The following is a 23,482-nucleotide window of genomic DNA, read 5'->3' on the forward strand; positions in this document are numbered from 1 at the left end:
CCGACCGTCCGACGAACGGACCGGGACCAGGGTAGTCCCCGTTCCCCGCCGGGAACCGATCGTCACCCGTGCCGGGGCGGGCCCTCAGACCGCCTTGCCTTCCTTCTGCTCCTTGTAGACCGCGGTGATGTCCGCGACGTCGGATGCGGGCGGGACCTCCACGGTCCTCGTGCCTCCGAAGGACAGGAAGTCGAGCGACACGCTGGTCGTGCCGAAGGCCTGGTTCACCCGGGCCGGGGCGCCCTTCTCGTCCAGCCACACGTCCGTCACCACCTCGCCGGAAAACCCGAGGTTCTTGTACATGTCCTCGGCGGCGGAGCCCATCTTGGCGGCGGGGATCGACGCCCGGTAGTGCTTGGTGCTCTTCCCGTTGACGGTCTCCACGCCCACCCAGGCGGCGTCCCTGGCGTACTTCAGGCCCTTGAGGCCGGCCGTCGGGTCACCCTGACCCTGGGCCATACCGGCCGCGCCCTTCTCGCCCACGATCGCGGCCGCCTCGACCTTCAGCCAGGACTTCCCCTCGTACGGGCCGCTCTCCATCCGGTCGACCCGGTAGTAGTAGGAGCCGTTCACCATCCGGATGGTGACCGTGCCGTCCTTGACCAGGTTCTCCATCCGGACGTCCTCGGCCGGCATCGCCGTCTCCATGGCCAGGCCGCCGTCCCCCCACGAGTAGAGGCCCTTCATCGTCACCGTCCTGCCATCGGTCGCCGGGCCGGCCATGGTGGCGCTGATCTCGGCCGAGCCCGCCTTCGAGGCCTCGTCCGAGACATGGGACAGCGCCTGGAGCACCGTCTCGGCCGACTCACCGGCGGCCTTCTGCGTCACCGCCGCGGCGGAACAGCCCGCCGTCCCCGCCACCACGGCCACCGCAGCGACGAGACCGGTCGTCGTCCTGGTCTTCATTTCTTCCCCACCCTTTGCACGCTCACGTCGCCCGTCCGCCGGCTTTGCGCCGCCGCGCGGATCCCCGGATCCCCTGACAGGCCAGAATCGGTGGATCATCGCACGCGCCTCGGACATCGGGGGCTGCGCCCCCACCGGCTCCGCCGGCCGACGCCCGCAGAGAGGTACTGCCGTGAACCGCATCCCCCCTGACCCGACGGTGCTCCACCCCTTCCCCGGGCAGCCGCGCGTGGTCCTGCTGAAGCCGCTGGTGACCTCGCCCCTGATCGAGGTCGGGGAGTACTCCTACTACGACGATCCGGAGGACCCGACCGCGTTCGAGACCCGCAACGTCCTCTACCACTACGGCCCGGAGAAGCTGCGCATCGGCAAGTTCTGCGCGCTGGGCACCGGGGTGCGGTTCATCATGAACGGCGCCAACCACCGGATGGACGGCCCCTCCACGTTCCCCTTCCCGATCATGGGCGGATCCTGGGCCGAGCACTTCGATCTGATCACCGCTCTGCCCGGCAGGGGCGACACCGTCGTCGGCAACGACGTCTGGTTCGGCTACCACGCCATGGTCATGCCCGGAGTACGCATCGGGCACGGCGCGGTGATCGCTTCCGGTTCCGTGGTCGTGGACGACGTCCCCGACTACGGCATCGTCGGCGGCAACCCCGCCAGGCTCCTGCGCACCCGCTACACCGACGACGAGATCGCCCGCCTGTGCGCCCTCGCCTGGTGGGACTGGCCCACCGAGCACCTCACCGCACACCTCCGGGTCCTCATGTCCGGCACCGTCGACGAGCTGGAGGCCGTCGCACCACGCTCCTGAACCCGGCCGCGTACCCGTACGGCTCGGCCTTCGGCAGCGGCATCAGGGCCTCGCCCTATCATCGAAGAGATGTTCCGTACCGGGGTGCGATCACCGGCGACGCCGCGGTTATCCTCGGCGAGGTGGTTGCCGTCCTGCGCGCACCCCGACTCAGAGCGCCTCGCGCCGTCGGCGTTGTCCTCCGCGACACGGCGTAGGCCACCCCGGCTCCTTCGGGGGCCGGCCGGAACGCCGCCAGTACCAGCACGACGACGGGACCCCGACGTGACCTCAATGCCCGCAGCACGTGTGCCGGGACGGACCTGGACGGTCCGCCTCACCGGCCATCCCGACCACACGGTGTCCGTCACGTGCAGCACCGCCGCCTGCCGGATGCCTCCCCGCTCGAAGGACGCCGCGGGCATGCGCCGCTTCGCCGCGGAACACGCCAAGGCCCACGGCCGGATCGCCGGCGCCCGGCCCAACGCCGCCTGCAGCTGCGGCAGCGCGGAGTGCGCACTCCACGAAACCCGCGTCCACTGCGCCGGGACCGGCCTGCTCGTACTCGTGCACAACCCGGCCGTGGGCCAGGTGTGGACCCTGGCCGAGGTCTGCCAGGCCTGCGCCCGCCACATCCCGCACATCACCATCCTGGCCACGGCCAAGCCCACCCTGGGCGCGCCAGCGGCCCCGTCCGCGGAGCAACCGGCGCAGCGCGCCGCAGTACCGGGCGGCTTCTCCTCCCCCCAGGCCGCTCCCGACCCCGAACCGCGCCGCCGCCGCGCCCCCCGCCAGCGCCGCTCCCGGGGCTGAGACCGGCGAGTCCCCAGTCCGACGACCGGGCACGATCGCCGGAAGACCAGGCCGTCGTGGCCGTCAGATCAGCGGGGGGCGTCCCAGACGCGTCATCCGCCACACCGTGCGCCACCTCATGGGCTTGCGGGGCCCGCACGGAGTCCGCATTCCCTCGGCGAATCCGCCGCACCATGCCTTCAGGCCCGCGAAGGACCGGACGCGTGCCAGGGTGAGGATGATCCAGACGCCGAGATAGACCGGGACCAGCGGGACGGGCAGCCGACGGCGCGCGAGCCAGACCCGGTTGCGGGCGGTGAACCGGTAGTAGACGGCATGCCGGGCGGGAGAAGTCCTGGGGTGCTGGAGGACAAGTCCGGGTTCGTACAGGACCTTCCAGCCGTCGTCCAGGGCCCTCCAGGCGAGGTCGGTCTCCTCATGCCCGAAGAAGAACTCGCCGGGCCAATCACCGATCCGGTTCAGCATCGGAACCGAGAAGGCATGGCCCCCACCGAGGAACGCGGTCACCAGGCCGCGGCGCATCGGATCGTCCGCCCGCAGCCGGGGCACCCAGCGCCGCTCTGTCTGCCCGTGCTCGTCCGCGACCCGGAACCCGACGATCCCCAGCCTGGGATCTGCCGAGAACAGCTGCCGGACCGTGCGGAACACGTCGTCGGCGATGAGCAGCCCGTCGTCGTCGAGCTCGACGACGACGTCGACCTCGCCCGATTCGCGCAGCATCCGCAGTCCGACGTTGCGGCCGCCGGGGCAGCCGAGGTTCTCCTCAAGCGGGACCTTGGTCACGTCCGCCGTGACGTCGGTGAGAGGCGTCGCGTTGCCGATCAGAACCACTCGTGTCGCAGGCACGTCCTGCTTCTCCACGGAAGCGAGCAGGGCTTCGAGCTCACGCGGGCGGGTGCCCATCGTGACGATGACGACTCCGATGCGAGGCAGCGACATGGCGGCGAACTCCAGTGATCGACGAAGGTGCCGAGGCTAGTGGTGATCCGAGTGGGCGGCCAGGCGTGCCACGGACCGCCTGGAGCCACCGTCGCCTTCTGGCGGGACTTCGTTCACCAGCCCGTCTGCCCGCTCACCACCCCAGCTGAGAATAGGGCCGGCCTTCGGAGACCGCGGCGATGGCCGTGCGCGTGTAGGAGACGAGGCGGTCCGGGAGCTCGTGGCGCGGCCACCACTGCCAGGCCAGACACTTGTCGGGCTCGCGGACCTCGGGGGTGCCCTCCCACCGGCGTGCCCGGAACACGAGCTGCATCAGGGGCAGGCTGCCGGGGGCGTCGACGACGTGCACCACGTGCGCGAGCTCCGCGTCCGCGGGGTCGATGACCAGCCCCGCTTCCTCCCACGCCTCGCGGACCAGGCACGCGAGGGCGGACTCCTGCTCGCACCGCCCGGCGAGGTAGTGCCAGGTGCCACCCGCGTACTTCGACTCGGGGTGACGCAGACCGAGAAGGACCCGGCCTTCGGCGTCTTCGAGGTGGAGGTGGACTCCGACCCCGTTCAGCACCGTCCGGCTGCCCCCGTCCCACACGCGAGGAACCACGGCCGGACCGGTGTCCGGGGGGTTCTCGGCCGCGTGCCGGCGAATGAGGTCCCCGGTGGCGGGACTCAGGCGCAGCCGGTCCACGTCGCCGGGCGCGAACCAGCGCAGCAGCACCCCCTCGTGCAGCGTGAGACGGTCGGGGTCGCCGCGCCATCGGCCGGCGAAGACCCGGACCGGGACGCTGAGGCCGCCGATGCCGGTGGCGGTCTCCACGGCGTAGGGCTGTACGTCATCGAGGCGGAGGCCGGGCACTTCCTCGGACAGCTCCCGCAGCAGGGTGTCCTCAAGGCTCCGGTCGTCGTGCGTGCGGCCGCCGCCGAGAAGGGCGAACGCCCCCGATTCCCGGATCACGCCGGGCTTGTGGTCGCGCAGATGGAGCAGGTACCGGCCGGCTCCGTCGTGGATCAGCGCGGAGGCGTTCACCGGCTCGGGCCGGCCGTCCAGCCGCGCCGCGAGGAGTTTCGCGCGCAGCGTCGGCGAGGTGACCTCCGACTGCGGGAGCCACCGGGCGCCGGAGACCTCCTCGTCCCGCAGCACGATCCTCGGCGGTTCCTCGCCGGCGAGGTGGAAGACGTAACGGACGTCGTAGTGGCGGTGGGCCGGTTCCCCCTTGGACGGGACGGCGTCGATGTCGTGGACGTCGATGTCGATGGGAGAGCCGAGCAGCCGCCGGGTCAGGCACAGGGCGCCCGGCGCGATCCCGGCCTCCTCCGACACCCCGCGCAGCGCCGCGGCGAGCAGCGTGCGGTCCCCGGCCTCCACGTGGCCGCCCGGCGCGGACAGGAGGCCGCCGGTGGCCCGGTGCCGCACGTGCAGGACCCGGCCCTGCCGGTCGATGACGACGGCGCTGCACGTGATGTGCCCGGGCAGCGTCGTCCGGGCGGTCGCGTCGACGGGCCGGTCCAGCGCGGCAAGGAGCCCGGCCAGGGCGTCACGCTCGCCGGGGTGCCGGCCGAGATACGCCTCGACGGTCCTGCGGATCGCGCTGGAGCTGGGGGACATGGGTGTCGTCTCGCTTTCGAAGTCGTGGGGGCGGGGCGGGCTGAGGGGAAGGGGGCGCTCGGACGGATCAGCCCGCCGTCTCGTGACCGGCCGGCCGGGCGCTGCGGGGGCCGGGCACGCCGTCGGGTGCCGGCGCGATCCCGTACTGCGCGGCCTGGGCGGTGAACATCCCCTGGTACAGGCCTCCCGTACGGGACATCAGGTCCTCGTGGGTGCCGTCCTCGACGACACGTCCCTGATCGAGCACGTAGATGTGGTCGGCGTGCATGGTCGCGGCGAGCCGGTGGGTGACGAGCACGACCGCGTGCCCTTCCCCGGCCAGGGACCACAGCCCCTGGAACGCGGCGATCTCCGCATGGGGGTCCAGCGCGCTGGTCGGCTCGTCGACCAGCAGGAACGGCGCGCGCCGGTACCTGGTGCGAGCCGACCCCAGCTTCTGCCACTGACCCCCCGAGAGCTGGACACCCCGTTCGTAGCCCTTGAACACGATCGAGTCCCAGCCGTACGGCAGGCCCTCGACCAGCTCCAGCACGCCCGCCTCGCCGGCGGCCCTGCGGACGCGGTCCATGTCCCGGGGACGGTCGCCGGCACCGATGGCCACGTTCGCGGCGGCCGTCATCTCCCAGCGCGGGAAGTCCTGAGCCAGCAGCCCGACTTCGGCGAAGACCCGGGCGCGGTCGGCCGCACGCAGCTCGACGCGCTCGCCCGACTCGCCCACCCACCACACGTCTCCCTCGGCGGGGAGCAGCAGTCCGGCCAGCACCTTCGTGAGGGTGGTCTTCCCCGAGCCGTTCGCCCCCACCAGGGCCGTCACCTTCCCCCGCGGCACGCGCACGCTCACGCCCTTCAGGGACGGGCCGTCGGAACCCGGATAGGTGAACGAGACCGCCTCCGTCCTCACCTCCCGCACCGGCGCGGGCAGCGGCGTGCCGGTGAGCGGGATCGCGTTCTCGCCCGCCACCTTGATCGCGTCCTCGGTGTCGGTGAGGAACAGCAGCTCCTCGTACAGCCGGTTCACCTGCTGCACCAGCGACGTCAGGCGCGCCGTCGACGTGCGGATGGCGATCACGGCGGTCCCGCCGACGGCGAGCGGTAGACCGCCGGTCGCCAGCAGCCACCACAGCACCCCGTAGCAGGCCAGCGATGCCGTACCGGCGAACGCGCCCGCGACCAGGTCCGTGGATGCCTGTGCCCGGGCGAGGCGCCGCTGCTCGGCCTCCGTCTGCCGCGACATCTCCTCGTAGCCGGAGAGCAGTTTCACGCCGGCGGCGTGCACGCGGAGCTCACCGGCGGCGTGCGGGCGGGTCAGGTAGGCGAGCAGGGAGGCGATCGCCCTGCGGTGGTCGACCCAGGTCATCCGGGAGAGGTAGTCGCGGCGCGCGGAGCGGACCGCGCCCCACCCCTTGGGCAGGGCGATCGCCAGCAGCATCGGCAGCAGCGCCCAGTGCAGTGCGGCGAGCACGATCGCGGCCGCCACCATGCCGATCACCACGTTGCCGACGCCGACCGACAGCCGGAGCATGGTGCGGGACGAGTCCGTGCCGAACCGCCCGGCCTCCAGGATCCGCTGGACCTCCGGCCGCTCGGTCGCCTCCACCTCCACCCCGGTGACGGCCGTGTAGTAGCGGGCGGAGACCGCCCGCTCCACCTGGGGCTCCAGCCGGCCCGACATGGCCGTCGACCAGGCCGACAGCACGGCGCCGGCCACCGCGGCGACGGCGAGCGCCACCAGGGAGGGCAGAGCGTCGCGGAGCTTGTCCACCGTCGGACCGTCGGCGAACAACTGCGCGAGCACGCCGTTGACCGCCACCAGGCCCCACGCGGCCGTCACGCCCTGCCCGAGCTCGGCCGCCACGACCCCCGTCAGCGCGCGCCGGTCCGCCTTCCAGCCGGTGCGCAGCACCATGCCCACCATGCGCGGCAGCGCGGCCGCCATGTGCCCGAACTTCAGCCGGGTCAGCGGCCCTTCATGCCGGACGTAGGACTGGTCGTAGCGCAGCCTGCCCCCGTACAGCTCCCGCTCGGCGTCCGAGATGCCGTCCGCGGTCTCGTCGCCGCCTGGTTCGACCGACGTCAATGTGTTCCCCCTCTGGACGTGATGGTGGCGTCGCCGTGTTCAACGACGCCGCACGATTTCGAGCATCTGTTCCTTTCGGACGTGTTGTGCGCCCTGCGATTCAGCGGTTTCCCGAAGGTGTGCACTGCACCGACCCGTGCAGCGCAAGGACACGGCGCCCGGGGCGATTGGCCGAAACGCCGACGGTCGGTGTCGAAGCGTTGCCGGCGGCGAAGTGACCTCGGAGGACGGCACCACGGTGTCGCGGGGGCGGGTCTCGTCGGCGCGCCTGACCGGGTCACGGCTGCCCACCGGGGGTGGTTGTCGTATCCCCGTTCTAGAGTTCGGCCCATGTCCCGTCATACCCCCGGCCGTCCGGTCGACGTGGAAAGCGTCTTCCCCGAGCTGCTTCCCTTCCGCCGTGAGTCCGTCCGCCTGCACCCCCGCCCCGGTTCTCCGGCCTGCCGGGACAGCTCCGTCGGTGGTCCTCTGCTGTGGCCCGCCGACGAACCATGGCCGGTGTGCGACGCGGAACACTACGACCCCGACACCACGAGCCGGCTCGAACCCGCCGCGCCCATGGCCCCCATCGTGCAGATCCGCCGGGCCGACGTACCCACCCTGCCCTTCCCCGAGGGCACCGATCTGCTCCAGGTCCTGTGGTGTCCCTACGCGCACGGCACCCACTGCCACCCGCTGCCCCGGGTGTACTGGCGAGACTCCCTCGCCATCGGAGCGGTGGGGGAGACACCCGTCCCGTCGGCGACGGGGCTTCCCGACGGCTGGTACCCGGCGCCCTGCGTGGTCCACCCCGAGCGAGTGACCGAGTACCCGAGGAATGACACTCCCCGGGATCTCCGCGACGCACTTGAGGACCGTTTCGAAGCCCTGCTGGCCGAGACCGGGCTGCGGTACTCATCGCATCTTGCCGACGCCCCGGGAACCAAGCTGGGCGGCTACCCGGGCTGGCGCCAGGAGCCCTGCTGGCCGGACTGTGCCACGTGCGGGGGCCGGATGGACCACCTCCTGACCGTGGCCGAGGGTGAATTCGACAGCGAGTCCTGGCGTACGTGGCTTCCCGAGGAGGACCGGACCACCGAGAGCGCCGAGACCCGGCGGCTGTGGGAATCCGAGGCGTTCAACCCCACGCGTCTGGACACCTGCGGCATCAACGTCTACGTCTTCGAGTGCCGCACCTGTCCCCACCGCCCCGTCGGGCACTGGTCGGACCGCTGACCCTGGTCTGACAGAGCGTGAGATAACGGATAGATAACGGCCCTGGTTACGGTGGCGCACGGCCTCGGATCCCCGAGCGTTCAGTCCAACGATCAGCAGAAGGAGAACCATGCGCCATCTCCGCCGCAGTGTCCCCGTTCTCGCGGGCCTCTCCGCAGCCGCCCTGCTCGCCGGTGGCGGCGTCGCCCAGGCCGCCACCGGGACCATCGAGTACTACGGGACGAAGATCACCAACCCGGTCGACGGCCAGTGCTACAACACCATGAACGCCTCCAACGTCGGGCAGCGCGAGGTGGTCAACCACACCGACCGCAAGCTGAAGGTGTTCCTCGTCGCCGAGTGCGCCGAGGGCAGGGAGGCGCAGGTGCTGGAGCCCGGCCAGACCTACCACGCCAGCAGCACCTGGTTCCCCGTCGTCTCCGTACGGCGCGTGCAGATCGTCTGAGCCCGTGCAACGGCAAGGCGCCGACGGGCGGGACCGCACACCGGCTCCCGCCCGTCGATGCCTTGCCAGGGCGGCGACGTCGGCTCCGTGTGCGGCGGAGCGGCCGCGGGGAGTTCACCGGGGCCAGTACTGCGCCAGGGCTCCTTCCCGGTAGGGGGCCGGACTGACGCTGAGGTCGCCGGAGAAGGGCCGGTCCAGGACGAAGACGAGGAGCAGGCTGAACGCGACCAGCGCGGCGACCGAGGCGACGAACAGCACCTGGACCAGCATCTTGCGCAGACCGTAGAGGAAGGTGAGGGGGATCAGGACGAGCGCGCCGCCGAAGGCCAGGGCCTGGAGCAGGGGCGGCAGTTCCTGGCGTGCCATGGTGATGCGGGCACGGCGTTGGGCGGCCATGTCGTTGAGCTGGTTGGCTGCCTGTTCGTAGAAGACCTGCTCCGCCTGGCTCTGCGGGACATACGTCTGGAGTGCTTGGAACGCGTCCTGCAGATGGACCTCGGTGGCTCCGTAGCTGGGATTTCCGGCGCGCATCCGGGGCCATTGGTCCTCGACCACGGCGTGGACGTAGCCGCTCACGGCCGTGTCGACCCGCTCGCGCACCGGCTTGGGGAACGCCGCGGCGTCCCGGGTGATGAGTGCCGCGCTGGTGGCTTCCTTGGCGACGATGGTCTGGGCTTCCTCCAGTTGTGTCCACAAGGTGACGATCACGAACGCGAGGATGATCCCGTAGATGGCGCCGAACATCCCCAGCGTGACGCCGACCATGTCGTTGTGTTCTCCGCGGGCCAGCGACGGATGCCTGCGGCGCAGCAGCACGGTGCCGGCGACGGCCAGGACGACGGTCGCTCCGACCGTGCCGAACGCCAGGGTGAAGGTGCTGTAGTGGTTGAGCAGCCATAGCGACATGTGCGTGGAGTGTAGGGTCGGCGCCCTCCCGGAAATCCTGCCTCACAAGGCGCCCCGGGCGGGCGCGGAGGCCCTTTCACACCACCGAGTGAAAGCCGCCCCGCCGTCGCCGTCGTCGTCGCGGCGGCAAGTCGGTGCCAAGTGCATACCAAGAGGGGGCGGCGACGGTGTCGTATCCGCTGTCGGCATTCGAACCTGGAGCAAACGAGCGTGTCCCCCAGCAGTGCCCCCCGAGGCCCCCACCTTCACGAAGCGGGCGTCGCCCGCCCCCTCGCCCCGGCGGGTGAGCGCAGTGCCGGACGCGGTGCCGGACGCAGCGGCGCGACGACGCCGCTCGACTCCGCGCCCCCGGGCGTCCTGGACGCCTACCGCACCTGCGAGTTCGTCACCCTGGCGAAGGACGGAACGCCCCTGGCCTGGCCGACGGCCGTCGCGCGCCGCGAGGACGGGACCCTGCTGCTGACCACGTCCCTCGCCTTCGCGCAGAAGGCGTTCAACATACGGCGCGACGGCCGGGTGGCCCTGCTCTTCTCCGACCCGACGGGCAGCGGACTCGAACACGCCCCGCAGATCTTCGTCAGCGGCCGCGCCGAGTGCCCGGACACGGTCATGACGGGCCCGCGGGGCGCCGAGGAGTACTGGCGCATGCTCTTCGAACGGCAGCCGCACAGCCGCGCCTACCTCCGGTTTCCCATGAGGCCGATGATGTCCTGGTACTACCTGCGGCTCCTCATCACGGTCGAACCGGAACAGGTCATCGTGCGGCCGCCGCTGGAAGAGCTGCTGAACCAGGACCTGCCGGTCGTCGCCACCGGCACGCCGCCACTCCCCGGAGCCGAACAACTGGGGCGCACGCCCTCGGCGGTGCTCGCCGCGCGCAGTGCCTCGGGAGCGCCGCTCCTGGCCCGCACCCGCCCGAATCCGACGGCCTCGGGCTTCCTCGTCGAGGTGCCGCCGGACTGCCCCGTCGAGCCGGGGCCGGCCAGCCTGCTGGTCCACCGGCACGACGAACTGCTCAACCACATGTACAACGCGCTCGTGCGCGGCGAGCTGCGGCGCACCGACGCGGGATGGCTCCTGGAGCCCTCCACCGTCATCGAGCCCATGGGCTCGGGCCGCGCGAGCGACGCCCTGCGGGTCCTGCGCCGGACGAAGAGGTCCACCGACCGCTACCTCCGGCGCCGCGGCCTGCGTCGCCCCACGGTGCAGTGGGACCGCTTCCGCGCCCTCGCGGAGCCGGGGCCGCGGATGGACGGGAGCTGAGGGTGCCGAGCCGCCGTCCTGCGGAAGGAACCTTTGTGCGCACCCTGTTGAACCGCCTCGCCACCGTCCTCGCCCGGCCTCGGCGCCCCTGCGCCCGCCCCGTGCCCGCGGGGCCGGACGGGCCCGCACCGCCCTTGTCGGTGATGCGGGCCCCGCACCACTGACGAGGGACCGTCTACGATGTCCTCGTCATGATCACATTGCAGGTGCTCGGTCCTTTCCGGGTCGAGGTCGACGGCCGTCCGGCCGATACCCGGGGCCGGCTCGCGCGGATGATCCTGGCCCAACTGCTGGTCGCCCGCGGGTCGGTCGTCCCCACGGAGCGCATCATCGAGAGGCTGTGGCCGACGCGCGTCCCGCCGAGCGCGCAGGCCTCGCTCCACGCCTACGTCGCACGCCTGCGCCGGGCCCTCGAACCGGAGCGGCCGCCCCGCACCCCGGCGCGGATCCTGGTCAGCGCACCCTACGGCTACGCCCTCGCCGTGGAGCGGGGCGCGGTCGACGCCTGGGTGTTCGAGGACCAGGTGGCCGCCGTCCCGGCGGCGGGGCTGCCCGCGCACGAGGCCGCCGAGGGCCTGACCCGGGCGCTCGCCACCTGGGGCGGACAGCCGTACGCCGAGTTCGCCGACGAGCCGTGGACCGCCGGCGAGCGCACCCGCCTGGAGGAGATACGGCGCAGCGCCCGCGAGCGGCTCGCGGCGGCACAGCTGCGCTGCGGACAGGCCCCGCGGGTACTCGCCGACGCGAGGGCGCTGACCAGGGAACAACCGCTCCACGAGGAGGGCTGGCGGCTGCTGGCCCTGGCGCTGTGGGCCCACGACCGCCAGGGCGATGCCCTGGCCGCGCTGCGGCAGGCCCGGCGCCTCCTCGATGAGGAACTGGGCGTCGATCCCGGCCCCGCCCTGCTGGAACTGGAACAGGCACTGCTGCACCAGCGGTTCGACCTGCTCCACCGGGAGACCGGCGGATCCGGCACGCCCGGCACCCCCGCCCTGCCCGCCGACCGGCCGCAGGCGGCGCCCCTCGCCCCGGCGACGGCAGGGACACCGACCGCGCCCGCCCGCCACGCGACGCCCACCACCCCGACGGTGCTCTGCGCCGACCGCCTCCTGGGCCGCGACGAGGAGCTCGCCCGGATCGCCGCCGCCGCCGACCGGGCACGCGGCGGCCGGGCCCAGGTGGTGCTGGTCTCCGGAGAAGCCGGAATCGGCAAGTCGAGCCTCCTGGAGGCCACCCTCCGGCAACTGCCCCCACAGGGCTGGCTGTCGTCCTTCGGACAGTGCCCGGAGACCGAGGGCGCCCCGCCCGGCCGGGCCTGGTTCGACATGCTGCCGGCCCTCGCGCAGGCCGCCCCGCCCGGGCCGTACGCCGAGGAGCTCGCCCCCCTCCTGGCCCCCGGCACCGAGACCGGACCCGCCCAGCCGGACGGCAGCCCCGCCCGCCGTTTCCGGCTCCACAAGGCGCTGATCGGCTGGCTCCGCGAGACGGCCCTGCGACAGCCCCTGGCCGTCTTCCTGGACGACCTCCACCGGGGCGACCAGGAGAGCGTCGAACTGTTCCTCCTCTGCGCCGAGCACCTGCGCGACGTCCCGCTGCTCCTGGTGGGCTCGTACCGTACCGGCGAGGGCGACCTGACCTCGGCACTCGCTCGCCTCGCCGCCCACCCGAGCCCGCCCGTACGGCTGGCACTCGCCGGACTGTCGGACACGCAGGCGAAGGCGCTGCTGCGGCGCACGACGACCGCCATGAGCGACCGGGCCGCGGCCGCCCTGGCCGAACGGGCCGACGGAAACCCCTTCTACCTGCGCGAGAGCTCGCTCCTGCTGGCCGAAGAGGGGGAGGAGAAGGCACTGGCCAGCATCCCCCAGGGCGTCCAGGACGTGCTGCGGCGACGGCTGGCCCTGCTCGCGCCGACCGTCACCGCCGGACTGCGCCTGGCGGCCGTCGCCGGACGCGAGGCGCCCGTCGCCCTCCTGGTCCACGCGGCGGACCAGGACCCCGACCAGCTCCTCGACGCCCTGGACGCGGGCATCACCGCGGGACTGCTCACCGAACCGCGCCCGGGCACGGTCCGCTTCAGCCACGCCCTCGTACGCGACGCCCTCGAAGCCGACCTCACCCGCCTGCGGCTGGCCCGCATGCACTCACGGCTCGGCCGCAGCCTGATCGCCCTCGGCTCCGACGACGTCGCCGCCACGGCCCACCACCTCCTGCGGGCGGCATCGGTCGTCACCGCCGACGCCGGGCCCGCGGTCCACCACGCCCGCCTCGCGGGCGAGCAGGCCGTACGCCGCTACGCGCCGCAGAACGCCGAAACCCTCCTCGGCGAGGCCCTGCGCCTGCTGACCGACCACCCGGCCGCCTTCGCCGGCCAGGACGCCCCCCTGCTGCGCGTCCTGCTGCTCGGCCGGCTGGTCGACTGCCGGATCCGGATGGGCGCCGTCGTACCCGCCCGCGAAGCACAGCGGGAAGCCGTACGGGTCGCCCGCGCCGAAGGGCGGCCCGACCTGCTGACCGCGGCCTACACGACCTGGACCGAACCGACCCCCTGGCGCGTCCGCGCGTACGCGGACTGCGACCCCGAGGCCGTCGAGGAACTCGGCGGGCTGCTGGAGGGGCCGGACCTGGCCGACCGTCAGCGGTGCCTGCTCCTCGACCAGCTCGCCGACGCACTGGACGACACCGATCCGCGCGCCCTGACCGTCGCCCACCAGGCCGTCGAGCTCGCCCGCGCGGTGGGCGAGCCGCGCCTGCGCGGCCTGACCCTCACCTCCCTGCTGCGCCGGATCGACTGCGAACTCGACCCCGGCGCCTACCTGCCGCTCCAGGAGGAACTCACCGAGGTCGCGGCCTCCCAGGACAACCCCGAGTACTCCTGGATGAGCGCCTACACCGCCGCCCGCATCGCGGCCGCCCGCAACGATCCGGCCCGCATGGAGGAGTGCCTCGTGCGGGCGGACGGGATCGCCCGCACCTACGAACTCCAGGGCGCGTTCGCGGTGGCCCGGCTGCGCCGCCCCATGCTCGCCCTGGCACAGGGGCGCTTCGACGAGGCGGAACGGGAACTGGGCTCGGCGGTGGCCGAACTGCGGGCCAGGGGAGCGGTGGACCTCAGCGGACTCGCGGGTCTGGCCATCGGGTGCATACGGCTGCAGCAGGGCCGCCTCGCGGAGGTCCTCCCCGTGCTCCTCGCGGTGTGGGAGCAGTACCAGCCGCACAACGAGGCCCTCACGGCACTCGCCCTGCTCGCCGCGGACCGCCCCGCCGAAGCCCGCGAGGTCTTCGCACGGCGCGCCCCGCTGCTGCCCGACTTCGCCTACTCCATCCTCGCCGGGCTGCGCGGAGCGGCCGCCGTCGCCTTCGGCGACCGCCGGGCGGCCGCCGAGGTCTACGCGGACCTGCTGCCCCTCGCGGGGCTGGCGGGAGGGGCCAGCAGCCTCAGCCTCGTCTTCCGGCCCGTCGCCCAGACCCTGGGCGAACTCGCCCGGTTCCTGGGCCGCCCGGACGAGGCCCGGCGCCACTTCCACGAAGCCCTGCGGGTGGCCGCCGCCTGGGACTCACCCCACTGGGAGGCCGCCGCCCGGGCCGCCCTGGACGACCCGCCGACGGCGCCCGCGCCCGCCTAGGGCCCGGTCAGCCGCCGGTCAGCTCGGCCGTGAACCGCCCCGCCAGATCGAGGAACTCCTCGGGCGAGTCCGTCGTCAACTGGAGGTCCACCAGCACCTCGTCGGTGTCCGCCCGGCACATCGTCCGCAGGTGGTCGCAGATCTGCCGTACGGTTCCCCGCTGATGGGTCTCCGCGGGATCCGCCTCGGCCGTGGTGACGTGGGCGTTGACGCGGAACACCCGGCGCAGCGCCGCCGGGTCGCGCCCCGCCCGCTCGGCCGCCTCGCGGGCGACCGCCCACAGACCGTCGAAGTACGGCAGCGGCATCGAGGCGGCGAGCCAGCCGTCCGCACGCCGCCCGACCCGCTCCAGGGCGAACGGGGTGAACCCGCCCAGCAGGAGCGGGGGCCTCGGGCGCTGGACGGGTTTGGGCAGGACGGTCGAGGGCGGGATCGTCCACAGCCGACCGGTGTGGGCGACCGTGCCGGACCGCCACACGGCCTCCAGGACGTCCAGGGTCTCCTCCAGCCGCGCGCCGCGCCCCTGCCACGGGACCGCGGCGGCCTCGTACTCCTCACGCATCCAGCCCAGCCCGAGCCCCACCTCCAGACGTCCGCGGCTGATCAGGTCGAGGGTGGTGAGCGCCCGTGCCAGCACGAGGGGCGGCTGCCACAGGGCGTTGAGCGTGCTGCTGCCCAGGCGCACCCGCTCGGTCGCCGCGGCCGCCACGCCCAGCGCGAGCAGCGGATCGAGGTGCGTGCCGTAGCGGGCGGGCATCGGCCCGCCCGGGTAGCCCTCGGGCGGGGTCAGCGGCGCCAGGAGCCGGTCGGCCACCCAGAGGCTGTGGCAGCCCAGCGCCTCCAGGGCCGTACACAGGGCGCCGGCGCGGCCGGGGTCGGCGAACGGGCCGAACTGGGGGACGGAGAATCCGATGCGCATCGGTGGAGGTTCCTCGATCGGTACGGGAAGTGCGGGGGACGGTGGGACGGTGGGACCGGACGCGGCCGGCCGGTCCGACGGCTCACACGGTGGTCGTGCGCCGGCCGCGGATCCGGCGGGTCTCGCGCCGGTACTGCCGCTGCCCGAGCAGCTTCCACAGCACCCGCGCCGGGACGGGCAGACGGGCCAGGAACTCCCGGCGCTCCTCGGGCGGGCAGTCCTCCAGGATGGCTCCCAGGGCGATCAGCAGCCGGTCCCTGGGCGTCTCGGCGAGGCCCCGCTCACCGACCGCCCGCCAGTCCTCCTCGCCCACGTGGCGCGCGACCAGCGGCATGACCTCACGCTCCTCCTCGTCCAGGTGGGCGCACAGCTGCCGGTGGTGCCTGCGCAGCGCTTCGGCCAGCTCGTCGCGGTCCTCCGACAGCGCCCGCGCCTGCCAGCGGTCCATGAGCGCCTGGACCTCGTCCATCCCCTCGGTCAGCTCCCGGTGCTGCGCCTCCATCGCGAGGACCTGCTCGGCGTCGAGGTCGAGGTGGGGGAGGAGGACCGGCCAGAGCATCTCGTCCTCGCCGGTGTGGTGGGCGTGCAGGCCGACGGTGTACTGCCGCCAGTGCTCGGCGAGGACCCGGGCGCGCGCGGTGTCGGAGGGCCGGACCTCCTGGACGAGTTCGGCCAGCAGGCGCGACTCGCGGCGGAACACCTGGTGGATCATCGCCATCTCGCGGGTGTAGGGGTGGACGGCCGGGTCGGAAACGTGGTTCGTGGTCATGCGACCCAGTCTTCGGAGCGGGGTTGCCCGGGACTTGCAGCCGACTTGCCGCCCCCGGCACCGCCGAGGAACGCCCGTGAGGGGTGGTTTCGCGCCGTAGCGGGAAATTTTCGCTGGTTTGAGGTGGGGCGACCCGGTTTCGGGAGGCCGTGAAGTGGCGTTTCGGCGCTGAAGGTACTGGGCCGGACGGGTGAGCGCGTCGTTTCTGCGCTGTCGGCCCCGGAAGCCGCCGGACTACAACTTCGTTCCATGATCAAGCACTTCATGCGGCGCGGTCTTCCCGTGCTCGCCCTCGCGCTCCTGCCCGTACTCGCCTCCGTCCCGGCCGCCGACGCCGCGCCCGCGCCGGCCGCCGCCCCCGCCGCCCGCAGCGACGCCCACTTCTACGGCGGCTCCACCCTCTACAAGAACCAGGCGTGGACCTCCGGCAACGGCCGGACCGTCCTGCGCGTCCAGAGCGACGGCAACTTCGTGCTCTACAAGGACGGCCGCCCCGCCTGGCAGGCACCGGGCGTCTGGCCCAAGGCCAACCGCGCCGTCTTCCAGGAGGACGGCAACTTCGTCGTCTACGACGCCAACGGCAACGCCGTCTGGGCGGCCGGCACCTGGCACAAGGGTGCCTACCTGTCCGTCCAGGACGACGGCAACGCCGTCGTCTACAACGGCGCCAACCAGCCCGTCTGGGCCACCAACACCGGCGACTGACCACACCGGGCCCCAGTCCGACGAAGCCCCCGCCGGCCCCCACCCGGCCCGGCGGGGCCCTTCGGGCGAGCTCCGCGTCAGCCGGCCGGCGGTACGCCCGGCTGCGTCCCGGTGCGGCGGAGGGCGTGCCGCGCCGCCCCGGCCCGCTCCCCGGCCCCCGCCCCGCGTACCCGCAGGTGCGCACCCGCCAGCAGCGCCAGCACCGCCACCGTCAACGCGGCGTTCACCGTGTACTTGACGGTGAGGGACACCTCCCCCAGGGGATCCACCGCGAACGACAGACCCGCGTTGACCAGCAGCGCGGCACCCGCGACGGCCGGCACGTGATGGCCGCCCCACCCCGCGGCACGGGAGCACCACAGCAACAGACCCCCGCCGAGCGCCAGGACGGCGGCGTCCAGGGCGGCTCCGGTCCAGGTCGGGGGCGACAGCTGGTGCGCGGCCAGCAGGACCACGGCGGCGCCCCCGGCCGCCCACGGGGACACGGCCCGCCGGGACACGGTCCGCCGGGACGCGCCGGCGGGTCGGCGCGGTACGGCGAACGCCGCGGCGACGAGTGCGAGCACGACCGCCGCCGTCACCCCGAGCCGGACGGGACTCGCCATGAACGTCCGCGTGTGCTCGTGGGTGAACACCACCACCGCCAGCAGGTACAGCACGGCCATCACCACCGTCCCCGCACGGCCGAGCCACGGCCGGCGGGCAAGCCGCGGAACGCACGCCTCCACCACGGCGACCGGCGCGGCGAAGCTCCAGATCACGTGCCCCCCGACGAACCCCAGCACCTGCTTGACGCTCACACCGAGAACGGGGACGTACGTCGGCATCCGATCCCGGTCCCACGACGGCTCGTCCACGAAGTCGGGGTTGAAGAGGCTCTGGTCGACCAGCCCCGCCTGGACCAGCCCGAACGCCGCGCTCAGCAGCAGGATCGTCGGCCAACCGCGCCCCGTCCTGCGCGCGGTCTCGCGGATGAGCACGGCGACGGTGCCGTAGAGCGGGGCCAGGTAGAGCAGGCCGGTCAGCAGCTCCAGCGGACGGCCGATGATCTGGTCGTACCCGATCAGGTACTCGGCGCAGACCGGCGCGAGGAGGAGCAGTCCCAGGGCCGGTAACAGCCTCCGGAGCACGGTGGGCTTCGGGGCGGGCGGGGCGGCGCTGTCCACGAGGTGTTCCTTCGCTGACGGAGCGGGCTGAGGGAGCCGACCGAGACGATCGGACAACGGCCTCAACATAAACCGAGTGCTCGGTCTATGAATCCTCCGCGAGGATGAGACAGGATCAGCACCCCGGAGGAAGGACGCCGACAACGTGAGGACCGTCGACCCGGTCAAGCACCAGGCCCAGCGCCGGCGCATCGTGAACGCCGCGGCCGCCCTCTTCGCGGCCAAGGGCTTCGAGCGCACGACGACCGCGGACATCTGCAAGGCGGTCGGGATGAGCGCGGGGAACCTCTTCCACTACTTCCCGAACAAGCGGGCGATCTTCCTCGCCGTCTTCGACGGCGACCGGGAGGAGAAGGCCGAACGCCTCGCCCGGGCGCAGGCGGTCGACGATCCGTGGGAAGCGCTGCTGGAGACGGTCGACCTGCTCGCCGAAGCCGCCGTGGAGCCCCTCGTCCCGCACCTGGTCATGGAGGCCATGGTCCAGGCGTACCGCGACCCGGAGCTTGAGGCACTGCTGAGCCGGGACAACGCCACCGAACACGCGGCGGTGACCACCCTCTTGACGCGGGCCGCGGCCGCCGGGCGGATGGACCCGGGCCTCGACCCGGACGACACGGCCACCTGGGTCCTCGCGCTCATCGCCTCGCTCTACACCAGCGCCGCCACGGACCCCTCCTTCCGCCCGGCCGAACAACTCCCCACCCTCCACCTCATCCTGCACCGCTTCCTCCAGGCCCGGCCCGCCTGACCGTGCGGCCGTGCGGACCGGGGCGGTGGCCGAGGCGGGGGGACTCAGCCGGCGGCGACAGCGGTGTTCTGACAGGCCGTCAGCAGCCAGCGGCCGTCGTCCTGCCTGGACATCACGTACAGCGGGGCGCCCTCGCTCCCGGCGCCCGGGCTCAGGTAGAGCTGGCGGACCTTGACCGCCGCGACGTCGGAGCGGATGAAGAGCACGTGGACCACCTCATAGGTGACCTTCCCGTCCCAGTCGGCGGCCGGGAGCACCTCGCGGGTGAACGCCGAGATCGCGTCGAGGCCTAGGAGGACCTTGCCGCCCGCGGTCGTCCAGACCGCGTCGGGGTGGAAGAGGGCGAGGAACCCGTCGGGGTCCTTGTGCTGCTGGGAGTGCTCGACGGCGGCGACGACCCGCTCGATGGCTTCGATGTCTGCGGCGTACGCAGCGGATTCCGTATCCATGGGGACCACGGTGCTACCTCAAGCGCGCTGGAGGTCAAGAGGCGGCCGGCCGTGCACCGAGGAGCCCCGCGTGCATCCCGCTGGACGCCGGGGACCGCGTCGCCGGCCCGAAGGCCCCGCCGCCGTTCGCGGCCCTCAGGTGCCGGGGCCGAGGGGTCGCTTGTAGTACCGCCAGGGGAACCATCCCCTGCCGACGGGGATCCACCCCTCGTTCTGCAGCCGCCGGTGCCGGGCGGGGGAGGGGAGGGCCACCCGGGAGTGCTCCCAGGGGTGGCCCGAGGCCTCCACCTCGTGGAAGAAGGGCCCGTAGCCGACCATGTGCCACCCGTCGCGGCCGGCCTCCTCCAGGGCGGCCATCTCGTTGAAGGCGGTCAGCCCGCTCAGGGTACGGCGCGCGGGGCCGCCGGGTCCCGCGGCGGACGGTGCCGTGGTTTTGCCGGCGAAGCGCTGCTGGGCGGCCTGGCGGCTCACTCCCAGCACGCGTCCCACGGTGTCCCAGCTGTGCCCGGCGGCCCTGGCGGTCTGCACGGCCTCGCGCAGCAGCCGGCTCGCCTCCTCGGCGCCGACGCGTGAGGCGTCCAGCAGCCGCAGGTACCCGTGGGGGTCGTGCTCCAGCGATGCGGCCAGCCCCTCGGACGCTCCGAGCACGGCTGCGGCGATCCCCTCCCGGATCCGGTCCATCTCCGCCGGGTGAAGCAGCGGCTGTTCGCTCATCGGCTCAGCCCCGCAAGGGGTTCGAGGGCATCGAGTACGGCCGCGTCACGCCTCGCCCGCTCTGCCGCGTCATGGTCCGCCGTTCGGGCGGCCAGCGCGGCCATGCCGGCGATGAGGACGAGCCCCGCGACGACGAGTGCGCCGCTGGCCCAACTGCCGAACCGGCCACCGAACATCACGGCCAGGGCGGGCAGACTCATGGCGAGCGGCACGGTGGCGGCCATGGAGGCCCGGGCGGGAAGCTTCAAGATCAACATACGTCAATGAAACCTTGACACTCCTCGCCCTGTCGAGATTTCCTTGACGCCCCCCGTCGGGGCCCCGGCCGGTGTGGAGCGGCGGGAGCAGAGCCGCGGGCGGTCACCCCGGGAGCGGACGGTGCCGGCCGAACGACCCATGGCGCAGCGGAGCAGGACGCACCGGCGCGGGGCACGTGCGCGCGTTCGGGCCTCCGCTGGTGAGGACCAGCCTGGTCCGGCCTTCTCCGCCCCGTTTTGTAACGGGCTCCGATCCTGAACGGTGGACCAGACCGTGCCTGCCTCCTTTGCCGTTGCCGTCACCCCTGTCGGCCCGGGCCACACCGTTGTCGCCGTGTCCGGCGAACTCGGCACGGCCACCGGCCCCGGCCTCGCGAAGGCCATCGATGCCCTTGACCTGCCGGGGCTGGACCTCACGTCGACCTGACGGCGGGTGACGGGATTCAACCGTGATCGGCAGGGTAGGCGACGGCCACAAGATCGATCAGTTGGCGGAAGGCAGAACCCATGTTGATGGCTCACCCGGCTGTGCTCCCCGGCCTCGTCGACCGCTACTGGGCCCTGTCCGTACTGGATGCCGCAGGCGATGCCTCGCCGGTACGCAGGGAGATAAGGGACGTCGAGCACGCCCTGTGCGTGGCCACAGGTACGACGGACGTGCACGCCGCGCTGATAGCCGCTCGGCACCGCCTGCCGGGCGCGGGCGCCCTCGACGACTCCGTGCTCGCCCCCCGCTGACCGTGCTGCCGCGCTCCCGTCAGCCGGAGCCGGCTCCGGCATGGCCCCAAGAGTGGCCACGCAAGGGATTTCCGAGGCCGTCCACGCCATCGCGCTCCATGCGTACGACCGCATGATCGGCCTGGACGCAGGGCCTGAAGCACTCGCTCGCCTCCGACGCGTGCGGCGTCCCGCTCGGCCTGGTCGCCGCCGGGGCCGACCGCCACGGCTCGCCTCTCCTCGGCTCTCGGACGGGTGGGGCCCCTGCCCGAGGATGTGAACGTCAACCTCGACCGGGACCATGACGACGACAAGTCCCGCACGCTGCACGGGGAGTTGGGCTTCAGTCCCAGTCCTGCAGTTGCCGGAGAAGGTCGGCGTCGCCCTCGATCCGCAGCGAGCCGGCCGGGATGCGCATGTACATGAGCAGGGCCACCTCGCTCGCCGTGCCGTAGACGGCGACGGTGGGCTTCCTCTCGGCGGCCTCCGTCGCGGTGAGGCGGGTGAAGCGGGAACCGGCGGCGTCCACCGTCTGGCGCCAGGAGCCGGCCTCGGCTGCGTGGTAGTCCATGGTGGCGGGCTCGCCCGGCCACGGGACCGTGACGGTGCAGACGGTGGCGAGGAACTCCTCGATGGCGTCGACCGCCTCGGCCGTCGGCAGCTCCTGCGGGTGGCCGGAGGCCAGCTGGGCGTCGTAGGTGTGGATCAGCGATTCCGGGACGCGGCGGCGGGCCACGGCGGCCACCGTGTGCGGCGAGGCCAGCGGTTCCCACCAGCCCCAGCAGCCCCGGTCCGGGCCGGCCTCGCGCAGAGCAGTGAGCAGTTGCTCCGTCGAGTCGGCCAGCCAGGATATGAGGGCCTCGCGCTCCCTGGGCGCCGCCAGCCCGTCCTTGCTCGGCCGCTCGTCGCCCGGCGCGGTGTTCAGCACGATGCGGGCCCAGAAGCGGTCCCCCTCACTGAGGTGGTTCGCCAGGTCGTACAGCGCCCAGCCCGGGCAAGACGGGACGTCGGCGTCGAGGCTGGGGGCCGCGGCGACGGCGGCGCGGAAGGCGGCGGAACGCTCGTCGATCCTCCGCAGCAGGGTGGGGAAGTGGAGATGATCAGTCACGCGGACCTTGTATCACCCGGACCGGGCCTCTCGCACTCGGTTGAGACGTCGTTCGACTTGGCGAGTCGTCGGTGGTTGGTGAGGGTGGTAGCGATGGCCGTGAAGCCAGGACTCGATCGGCGCTGGTCGGCCGCCCTCGGGTGCCCACCCGCGCCGCCGAGCTGCTCGCCGACCGCCTGGGCGTCCCCGCCGACGGCGGCGCGGTGGCGGAGCTCTCCCGAGTCGGCCTGATCCCCCGGACCGGCTCCTACAAGGGCCACGCCCTTTACGACGCCCTCGCGCGGGAGCAGTTCACAGACCGTGCCGGTCAGGAATGGGCCCACCGCGACGGCCGCCTCCTCGACCGCTGCGCCGCTGCCCGCCACCTCGGCGGTCGCGACGTCGACTGGGACCAGGTCGTCCGCCTCGGGTGGATCGCCCCGTCGGCACGGTGGCTCCCATCGGTCGGCGGACTGGCGGACTGGCGGGCTGTCGCGCCCTCGCCCCGGGCCGCCGCTCTTCGCTCGCCGCCAGTTGCGTCCAGCGCGGTGGTCGGGCGTATCCCTCGGTAATGGAGGCGGTGACATGAACTGACACAGAGAACCTGTGCAGCGGGTGGGTGATCTTTTGGCCCCCGTTGTCGCTGGAGTCAATCGTCGGCGGGACAGGTATGGCAGCGTGCCATGCTGGGCTTCGTGCCTGGCGGCGGACGTGGAAGTGCTCCCCGGCAGGCCGGCATCGATCTGGGGCGCCGGGCGGGTGGCTGGTGAGCTGATCGGAGGGCCAGACACCGTCCGGGAGATGTACGAAACGGGAGAGCTCCATCCGCTGATCAAGGAGGCGGTGGCGAAGGCGAAGAAGTGAAGCCGAGCCTGGTGCGGTCGCCGAGCGCCGTCGTCGCCGGGCCGAAGCACACGTGCGGTGCCCGGCGCGGCCGTTCGGCCGGGCGAAGGCCGCGCGGAGCGGCAGACCGCTGAAGACCGAGATTCCCCCTCAGCACGCGTGGAGCCGGCCCCCCTCGCCACTCTTGGACGTCGTTTCCCTTGGCGGTTCGGCTCGTCATGCTGGGCATGACGAGTCTCGCCGAGCGGCTGGTGCCGGATGAGTTGCGCACTGTCGGACCAGGCGGCCGAAGGGCCCGGGCCGGGGCGGCCGGCGATCGGTGGAGGCGAGCAGGTTCCCTGCTGCGTCACGACGACCGCCCCGGCTGCTGTCGCGCGTACCCCCGCCGGGCGCTCCCACCCGCACCGAGTGCCGTGTTCCCCCCGGAGAGTGACACAACGGCGGTGGGGGGGGGGGGGGGGGGGGGGGGGGGGGGGGGGGGGGGGGGGGGGGGGGGGGGGGGGGGGGGGGGGGCGGGGG

The 23,482-nt window shown here is 73.0% G+C and carries 23 protein-coding genes and 1 pseudogene; 12 read left to right on the forward strand and 12 right to left on the reverse strand.

Annotation, left to right across the window (positions count from 1 at the left end; translation table 11 throughout):
- Positions 1–84: 84 nt before the first annotated feature.
- Complete coding sequence (locus tag WDV06_RS10865) at positions 85–906, reverse strand: SCO4651 family lipoprotein (protein WP_395509443.1); 822 nt, start codon at positions 904–906, stop codon at positions 85–87.
- Between the two features lie 172 nt (positions 907–1,078).
- Here WDV06_RS10865 and WDV06_RS10870 point away from each other — a divergent pair, with 172 nt between their 5' ends.
- Together WDV06_RS10870 and WDV06_RS10875 are read left to right on the forward strand one after the other, a co-directional pair.
- Entirely contained in the window at positions 1,079–1,723 is a 645-nt protein-coding gene (locus WDV06_RS10870; protein ID WP_395509444.1) for a CatB-related O-acetyltransferase, read from the forward strand.
- A 273-nt stretch (positions 1,724–1,996) separates the two neighbouring features.
- Positions 1,997–2,515, forward strand: coding sequence for a hypothetical protein (locus tag WDV06_RS10875; protein ID WP_395509445.1), 519 nt, complete (start codon positions 1,997–1,999; stop codon positions 2,513–2,515).
- Positions 2,516–2,578: 63 nt separating this feature from the next.
- Here WDV06_RS10875 and WDV06_RS10880 read toward each other — a convergent pair whose 3' ends face one another.
- The 3 genes from WDV06_RS10880 to WDV06_RS10890 form a co-directional block, all read right to left on the reverse strand.
- The gene (locus WDV06_RS10880) at positions 2,579–3,454 is read right to left on the reverse strand and encodes a glycosyltransferase family 2 protein (protein ID WP_395509446.1); all 876 of its coding nucleotides are present in this window, start codon (positions 3,452–3,454) and stop codon (positions 2,579–2,581) included.
- 133 nt (positions 3,455–3,587) lie between these two features.
- On the reverse strand, positions 3,588–5,057 hold the full coding sequence (locus WDV06_RS10885) for an NUDIX hydrolase (protein ID WP_395509447.1): 1,470 nt from the start codon (positions 5,055–5,057) through the stop codon (positions 3,588–3,590).
- Between the two features lie 67 nt (positions 5,058–5,124).
- Positions 5,125–7,134, reverse strand: coding sequence for an ATP-binding cassette domain-containing protein (locus tag WDV06_RS10890; protein ID WP_395509448.1), 2,010 nt, complete (start codon positions 7,132–7,134; stop codon positions 5,125–5,127).
- 330 nt (positions 7,135–7,464) lie between these two features.
- Here WDV06_RS10890 and WDV06_RS10895 point away from each other — a divergent pair, with 330 nt between their 5' ends.
- Both WDV06_RS10895 and WDV06_RS10900 read left to right on the forward strand, forming a co-directional pair.
- Complete coding sequence (locus WDV06_RS10895; RefSeq protein ID WP_395509449.1) at positions 7,465–8,349, forward strand: YwqG family protein; 885 nt, start codon at positions 7,465–7,467, stop codon at positions 8,347–8,349.
- 109 nt (positions 8,350–8,458) lie between these two features.
- The gene (locus WDV06_RS10900) at positions 8,459–8,794 is read left to right on the forward strand and encodes a hypothetical protein (protein WP_395509450.1); all 336 of its coding nucleotides are present in this window, start codon (positions 8,459–8,461) and stop codon (positions 8,792–8,794) included.
- Between the two features lie 114 nt (positions 8,795–8,908).
- Here WDV06_RS10900 and WDV06_RS10905 read toward each other — a convergent pair whose 3' ends face one another.
- Positions 8,909–9,700: a bestrophin-like domain gene (locus WDV06_RS10905; protein ID WP_395509451.1), complete on the reverse strand. Its 792-nt coding sequence runs from the start codon at positions 9,698–9,700 to the stop codon at positions 8,909–8,911.
- Between the two features lie 210 nt (positions 9,701–9,910).
- Here WDV06_RS10905 and WDV06_RS10910 point away from each other — a divergent pair, with 210 nt between their 5' ends.
- Both WDV06_RS10910 and WDV06_RS10915 read left to right on the forward strand, forming a co-directional pair.
- Positions 9,911–10,963: a pyridoxamine 5'-phosphate oxidase family protein gene (locus WDV06_RS10910; RefSeq protein ID WP_395509452.1), complete on the forward strand. Its 1,053-nt coding sequence runs from the start codon at positions 9,911–9,913 to the stop codon at positions 10,961–10,963.
- A 191-nt stretch (positions 10,964–11,154) separates the two neighbouring features.
- Positions 11,155–14,589, forward strand: a complete 3,435-nt coding sequence (locus WDV06_RS10915) for a BTAD domain-containing putative transcriptional regulator (protein ID WP_395509453.1) — start codon at positions 11,155–11,157, stop codon at positions 14,587–14,589.
- A gap of 7 nt (positions 14,590–14,596) precedes the next feature.
- Here WDV06_RS10915 and WDV06_RS10920 read toward each other — a convergent pair whose 3' ends face one another.
- Positions 14,597–15,508, reverse strand: coding sequence for a TIGR03619 family F420-dependent LLM class oxidoreductase (locus WDV06_RS10920; RefSeq protein WP_395509454.1), 912 nt, complete (start codon positions 15,506–15,508; stop codon positions 14,597–14,599).
- Positions 15,509–15,590: 82 nt separating this feature from the next.
- Positions 15,591–16,277: a hemerythrin domain-containing protein gene (locus tag WDV06_RS10925; RefSeq protein WP_395509455.1), complete on the reverse strand. Its 687-nt coding sequence runs from the start codon at positions 16,275–16,277 to the stop codon at positions 15,591–15,593.
- 249 nt (positions 16,278–16,526) lie between these two features.
- On the opposite strand from WDV06_RS10925, the gene WDV06_RS10930 reads away from it, so the two are divergent.
- Positions 16,527–16,982 (forward strand): hypothetical protein, encoded by a 456-nt coding sequence (locus tag WDV06_RS10930; RefSeq protein ID WP_395509456.1) that lies wholly within the window; start codon positions 16,527–16,529, stop codon positions 16,980–16,982.
- Between the two features lie 77 nt (positions 16,983–17,059).
- Here WDV06_RS10930 and WDV06_RS10935 read toward each other — a convergent pair whose 3' ends face one another.
- A complete protein-coding gene (locus WDV06_RS10935) occupies positions 17,060–18,148 on the reverse strand; it encodes a hypothetical protein (RefSeq protein ID WP_395509457.1) in 1,089 nt (362 codons plus the stop codon).
- Positions 18,149–18,293: 145 nt separating this feature from the next.
- Here WDV06_RS10935 and WDV06_RS10940 point away from each other — a divergent pair, with 145 nt between their 5' ends.
- A complete protein-coding gene (locus WDV06_RS10940) occupies positions 18,294–18,896 on the forward strand; it encodes a TetR/AcrR family transcriptional regulator (protein WP_395509458.1) in 603 nt (200 codons plus the stop codon).
- 44 nt (positions 18,897–18,940) lie between these two features.
- On the opposite strand, the gene WDV06_RS10945 is transcribed toward WDV06_RS10940, so the two are convergent.
- The 3 genes from WDV06_RS10945 to WDV06_RS10955 all read right to left on the reverse strand — a co-directional run bounded on the left by WDV06_RS10945 (position 18,941) and on the right by WDV06_RS10955 (position 20,316).
- Positions 18,941–19,345 carry an SgcJ/EcaC family oxidoreductase gene (locus WDV06_RS10945; protein WP_395509459.1) on the reverse strand — a complete coding sequence of 135 codons (405 nt, stop codon included), beginning with the start codon at positions 19,343–19,345 and terminating at the stop codon, positions 18,941–18,943.
- A 135-nt stretch (positions 19,346–19,480) separates the two neighbouring features.
- On the reverse strand, positions 19,481–20,059 hold the full coding sequence (locus tag WDV06_RS10950) for a hypothetical protein (protein WP_395509460.1): 579 nt from the start codon (positions 20,057–20,059) through the stop codon (positions 19,481–19,483).
- Entirely contained in the window at positions 20,056–20,316 is a 261-nt protein-coding gene (locus WDV06_RS10955; RefSeq protein WP_395509461.1) for a hypothetical protein, read from the reverse strand. Before WDV06_RS10955 ends, WDV06_RS10950 begins: the two co-directional genes overlap by 4 nt.
- A 262-nt stretch (positions 20,317–20,578) precedes the next feature.
- On the opposite strand from WDV06_RS10955, the gene WDV06_RS10960 reads away from it, so the two are divergent.
- The 3 genes and pseudogenes from WDV06_RS10960 to WDV06_RS10970 all read left to right on the forward strand — a co-directional run.
- Entirely contained in the window at positions 20,579–20,743 is a 165-nt protein-coding gene (locus WDV06_RS10960; protein ID WP_395509462.1) for a hypothetical protein, read from the forward strand.
- A gap of 80 nt (positions 20,744–20,823) precedes the next feature.
- Positions 20,824–21,054, forward strand: a complete 231-nt coding sequence (locus WDV06_RS10965; RefSeq protein WP_395509463.1) for a DUF5133 domain-containing protein — start codon at positions 20,824–20,826, stop codon at positions 21,052–21,054.
- 64 nt (positions 21,055–21,118) lie between these two features.
- Positions 21,119–21,405 (forward strand): annotated as a pseudogene (locus tag WDV06_RS10970) (IS5/IS1182 family transposase); the annotation flags it as partial.
- On the opposite strand, the gene WDV06_RS10975 reads toward WDV06_RS10970, so the two are convergent.
- Positions 21,377–22,141, reverse strand: coding sequence for a maleylpyruvate isomerase family mycothiol-dependent enzyme (locus tag WDV06_RS10975; RefSeq protein ID WP_395509464.1), 765 nt, complete (start codon positions 22,139–22,141; stop codon positions 21,377–21,379). The pseudogene WDV06_RS10970 and the gene WDV06_RS10975 overlap by 29 nt on opposite strands.
- Before the next feature lie 140 nt (positions 22,142–22,281).
- Between WDV06_RS10975 and WDV06_RS10980 the strand changes: the two genes are divergently transcribed.
- Positions 22,282–22,692: a hypothetical protein gene (locus tag WDV06_RS10980; RefSeq protein ID WP_395509465.1), complete on the forward strand. Its 411-nt coding sequence runs from the start codon at positions 22,282–22,284 to the stop codon at positions 22,690–22,692.
- Positions 22,693–23,482 lie beyond the last annotated feature (790 nt).

Source organism: Streptomyces racemochromogenes (assembly GCF_044129415.1).
GTDB lineage: Bacteria > Actinomycetota > Actinomycetes > Streptomycetales > Streptomycetaceae > Streptomyces > Streptomyces racemochromogenes_A.

Bases quoted from the DNA above. Each gene is read 5' to 3' on its own strand.
- WDV06_RS10865 (WP_395509443.1), bottom strand. From the start codon at position 906: ATGAAGACCAGGACGACGACCGGTCTCGTCGCTGCGGTGGCCGTGGTG.
- WDV06_RS10875 (WP_395509445.1), top strand. From the start codon at position 1,997: ATGCCCGCAGCACGTGTGCCGGGACGGACCTGGACGGTCCGCCTCACC.
- WDV06_RS10880 (WP_395509446.1), bottom strand. From the start codon at position 3,454: ATGTCGCTGCCTCGCATCGGAGTCGTCATCGTCACGATGGGCACCCGC.
- WDV06_RS10885 (WP_395509447.1), bottom strand. From the start codon at position 5,057: ATGTCCCCCAGCTCCAGCGCGATCCGCAGGACCGTCGAGGCGTATCTC.
- WDV06_RS10895 (WP_395509449.1), top strand. From the start codon at position 7,465: ATGTCCCGTCATACCCCCGGCCGTCCGGTCGACGTGGAAAGCGTCTTC.
- WDV06_RS10900 (WP_395509450.1), top strand. From the start codon at position 8,459: ATGCGCCATCTCCGCCGCAGTGTCCCCGTTCTCGCGGGCCTCTCCGCA.
- WDV06_RS10905 (WP_395509451.1), bottom strand. From the start codon at position 9,700: ATGTCGCTATGGCTGCTCAACCACTACAGCACCTTCACCCTGGCGTTC.
- WDV06_RS10915 (WP_395509453.1), top strand. From the start codon at position 11,155: ATGATCACATTGCAGGTGCTCGGTCCTTTCCGGGTCGAGGTCGACGGC.
- WDV06_RS10920 (WP_395509454.1), bottom strand. From the start codon at position 15,508: ATGCGCATCGGATTCTCCGTCCCCCAGTTCGGCCCGTTCGCCGACCCC.
- WDV06_RS10925 (WP_395509455.1), bottom strand. From the start codon at position 16,277: ATGACCACGAACCACGTTTCCGACCCGGCCGTCCACCCCTACACCCGC.
- WDV06_RS10930 (WP_395509456.1), top strand. From the start codon at position 16,527: ATGATCAAGCACTTCATGCGGCGCGGTCTTCCCGTGCTCGCCCTCGCG.
- WDV06_RS10945 (WP_395509459.1), bottom strand. From the start codon at position 19,345: ATGGATACGGAATCCGCTGCGTACGCCGCAGACATCGAAGCCATCGAG.
- WDV06_RS10950 (WP_395509460.1), bottom strand. From the start codon at position 20,059: ATGAGCGAACAGCCGCTGCTTCACCCGGCGGAGATGGACCGGATCCGG.
- WDV06_RS10955 (WP_395509461.1), bottom strand. From the start codon at position 20,316: ATGTTGATCTTGAAGCTTCCCGCCCGGGCCTCCATGGCCGCCACCGTG.
- WDV06_RS10965 (WP_395509463.1), top strand. From the start codon at position 20,824: ATGTTGATGGCTCACCCGGCTGTGCTCCCCGGCCTCGTCGACCGCTAC.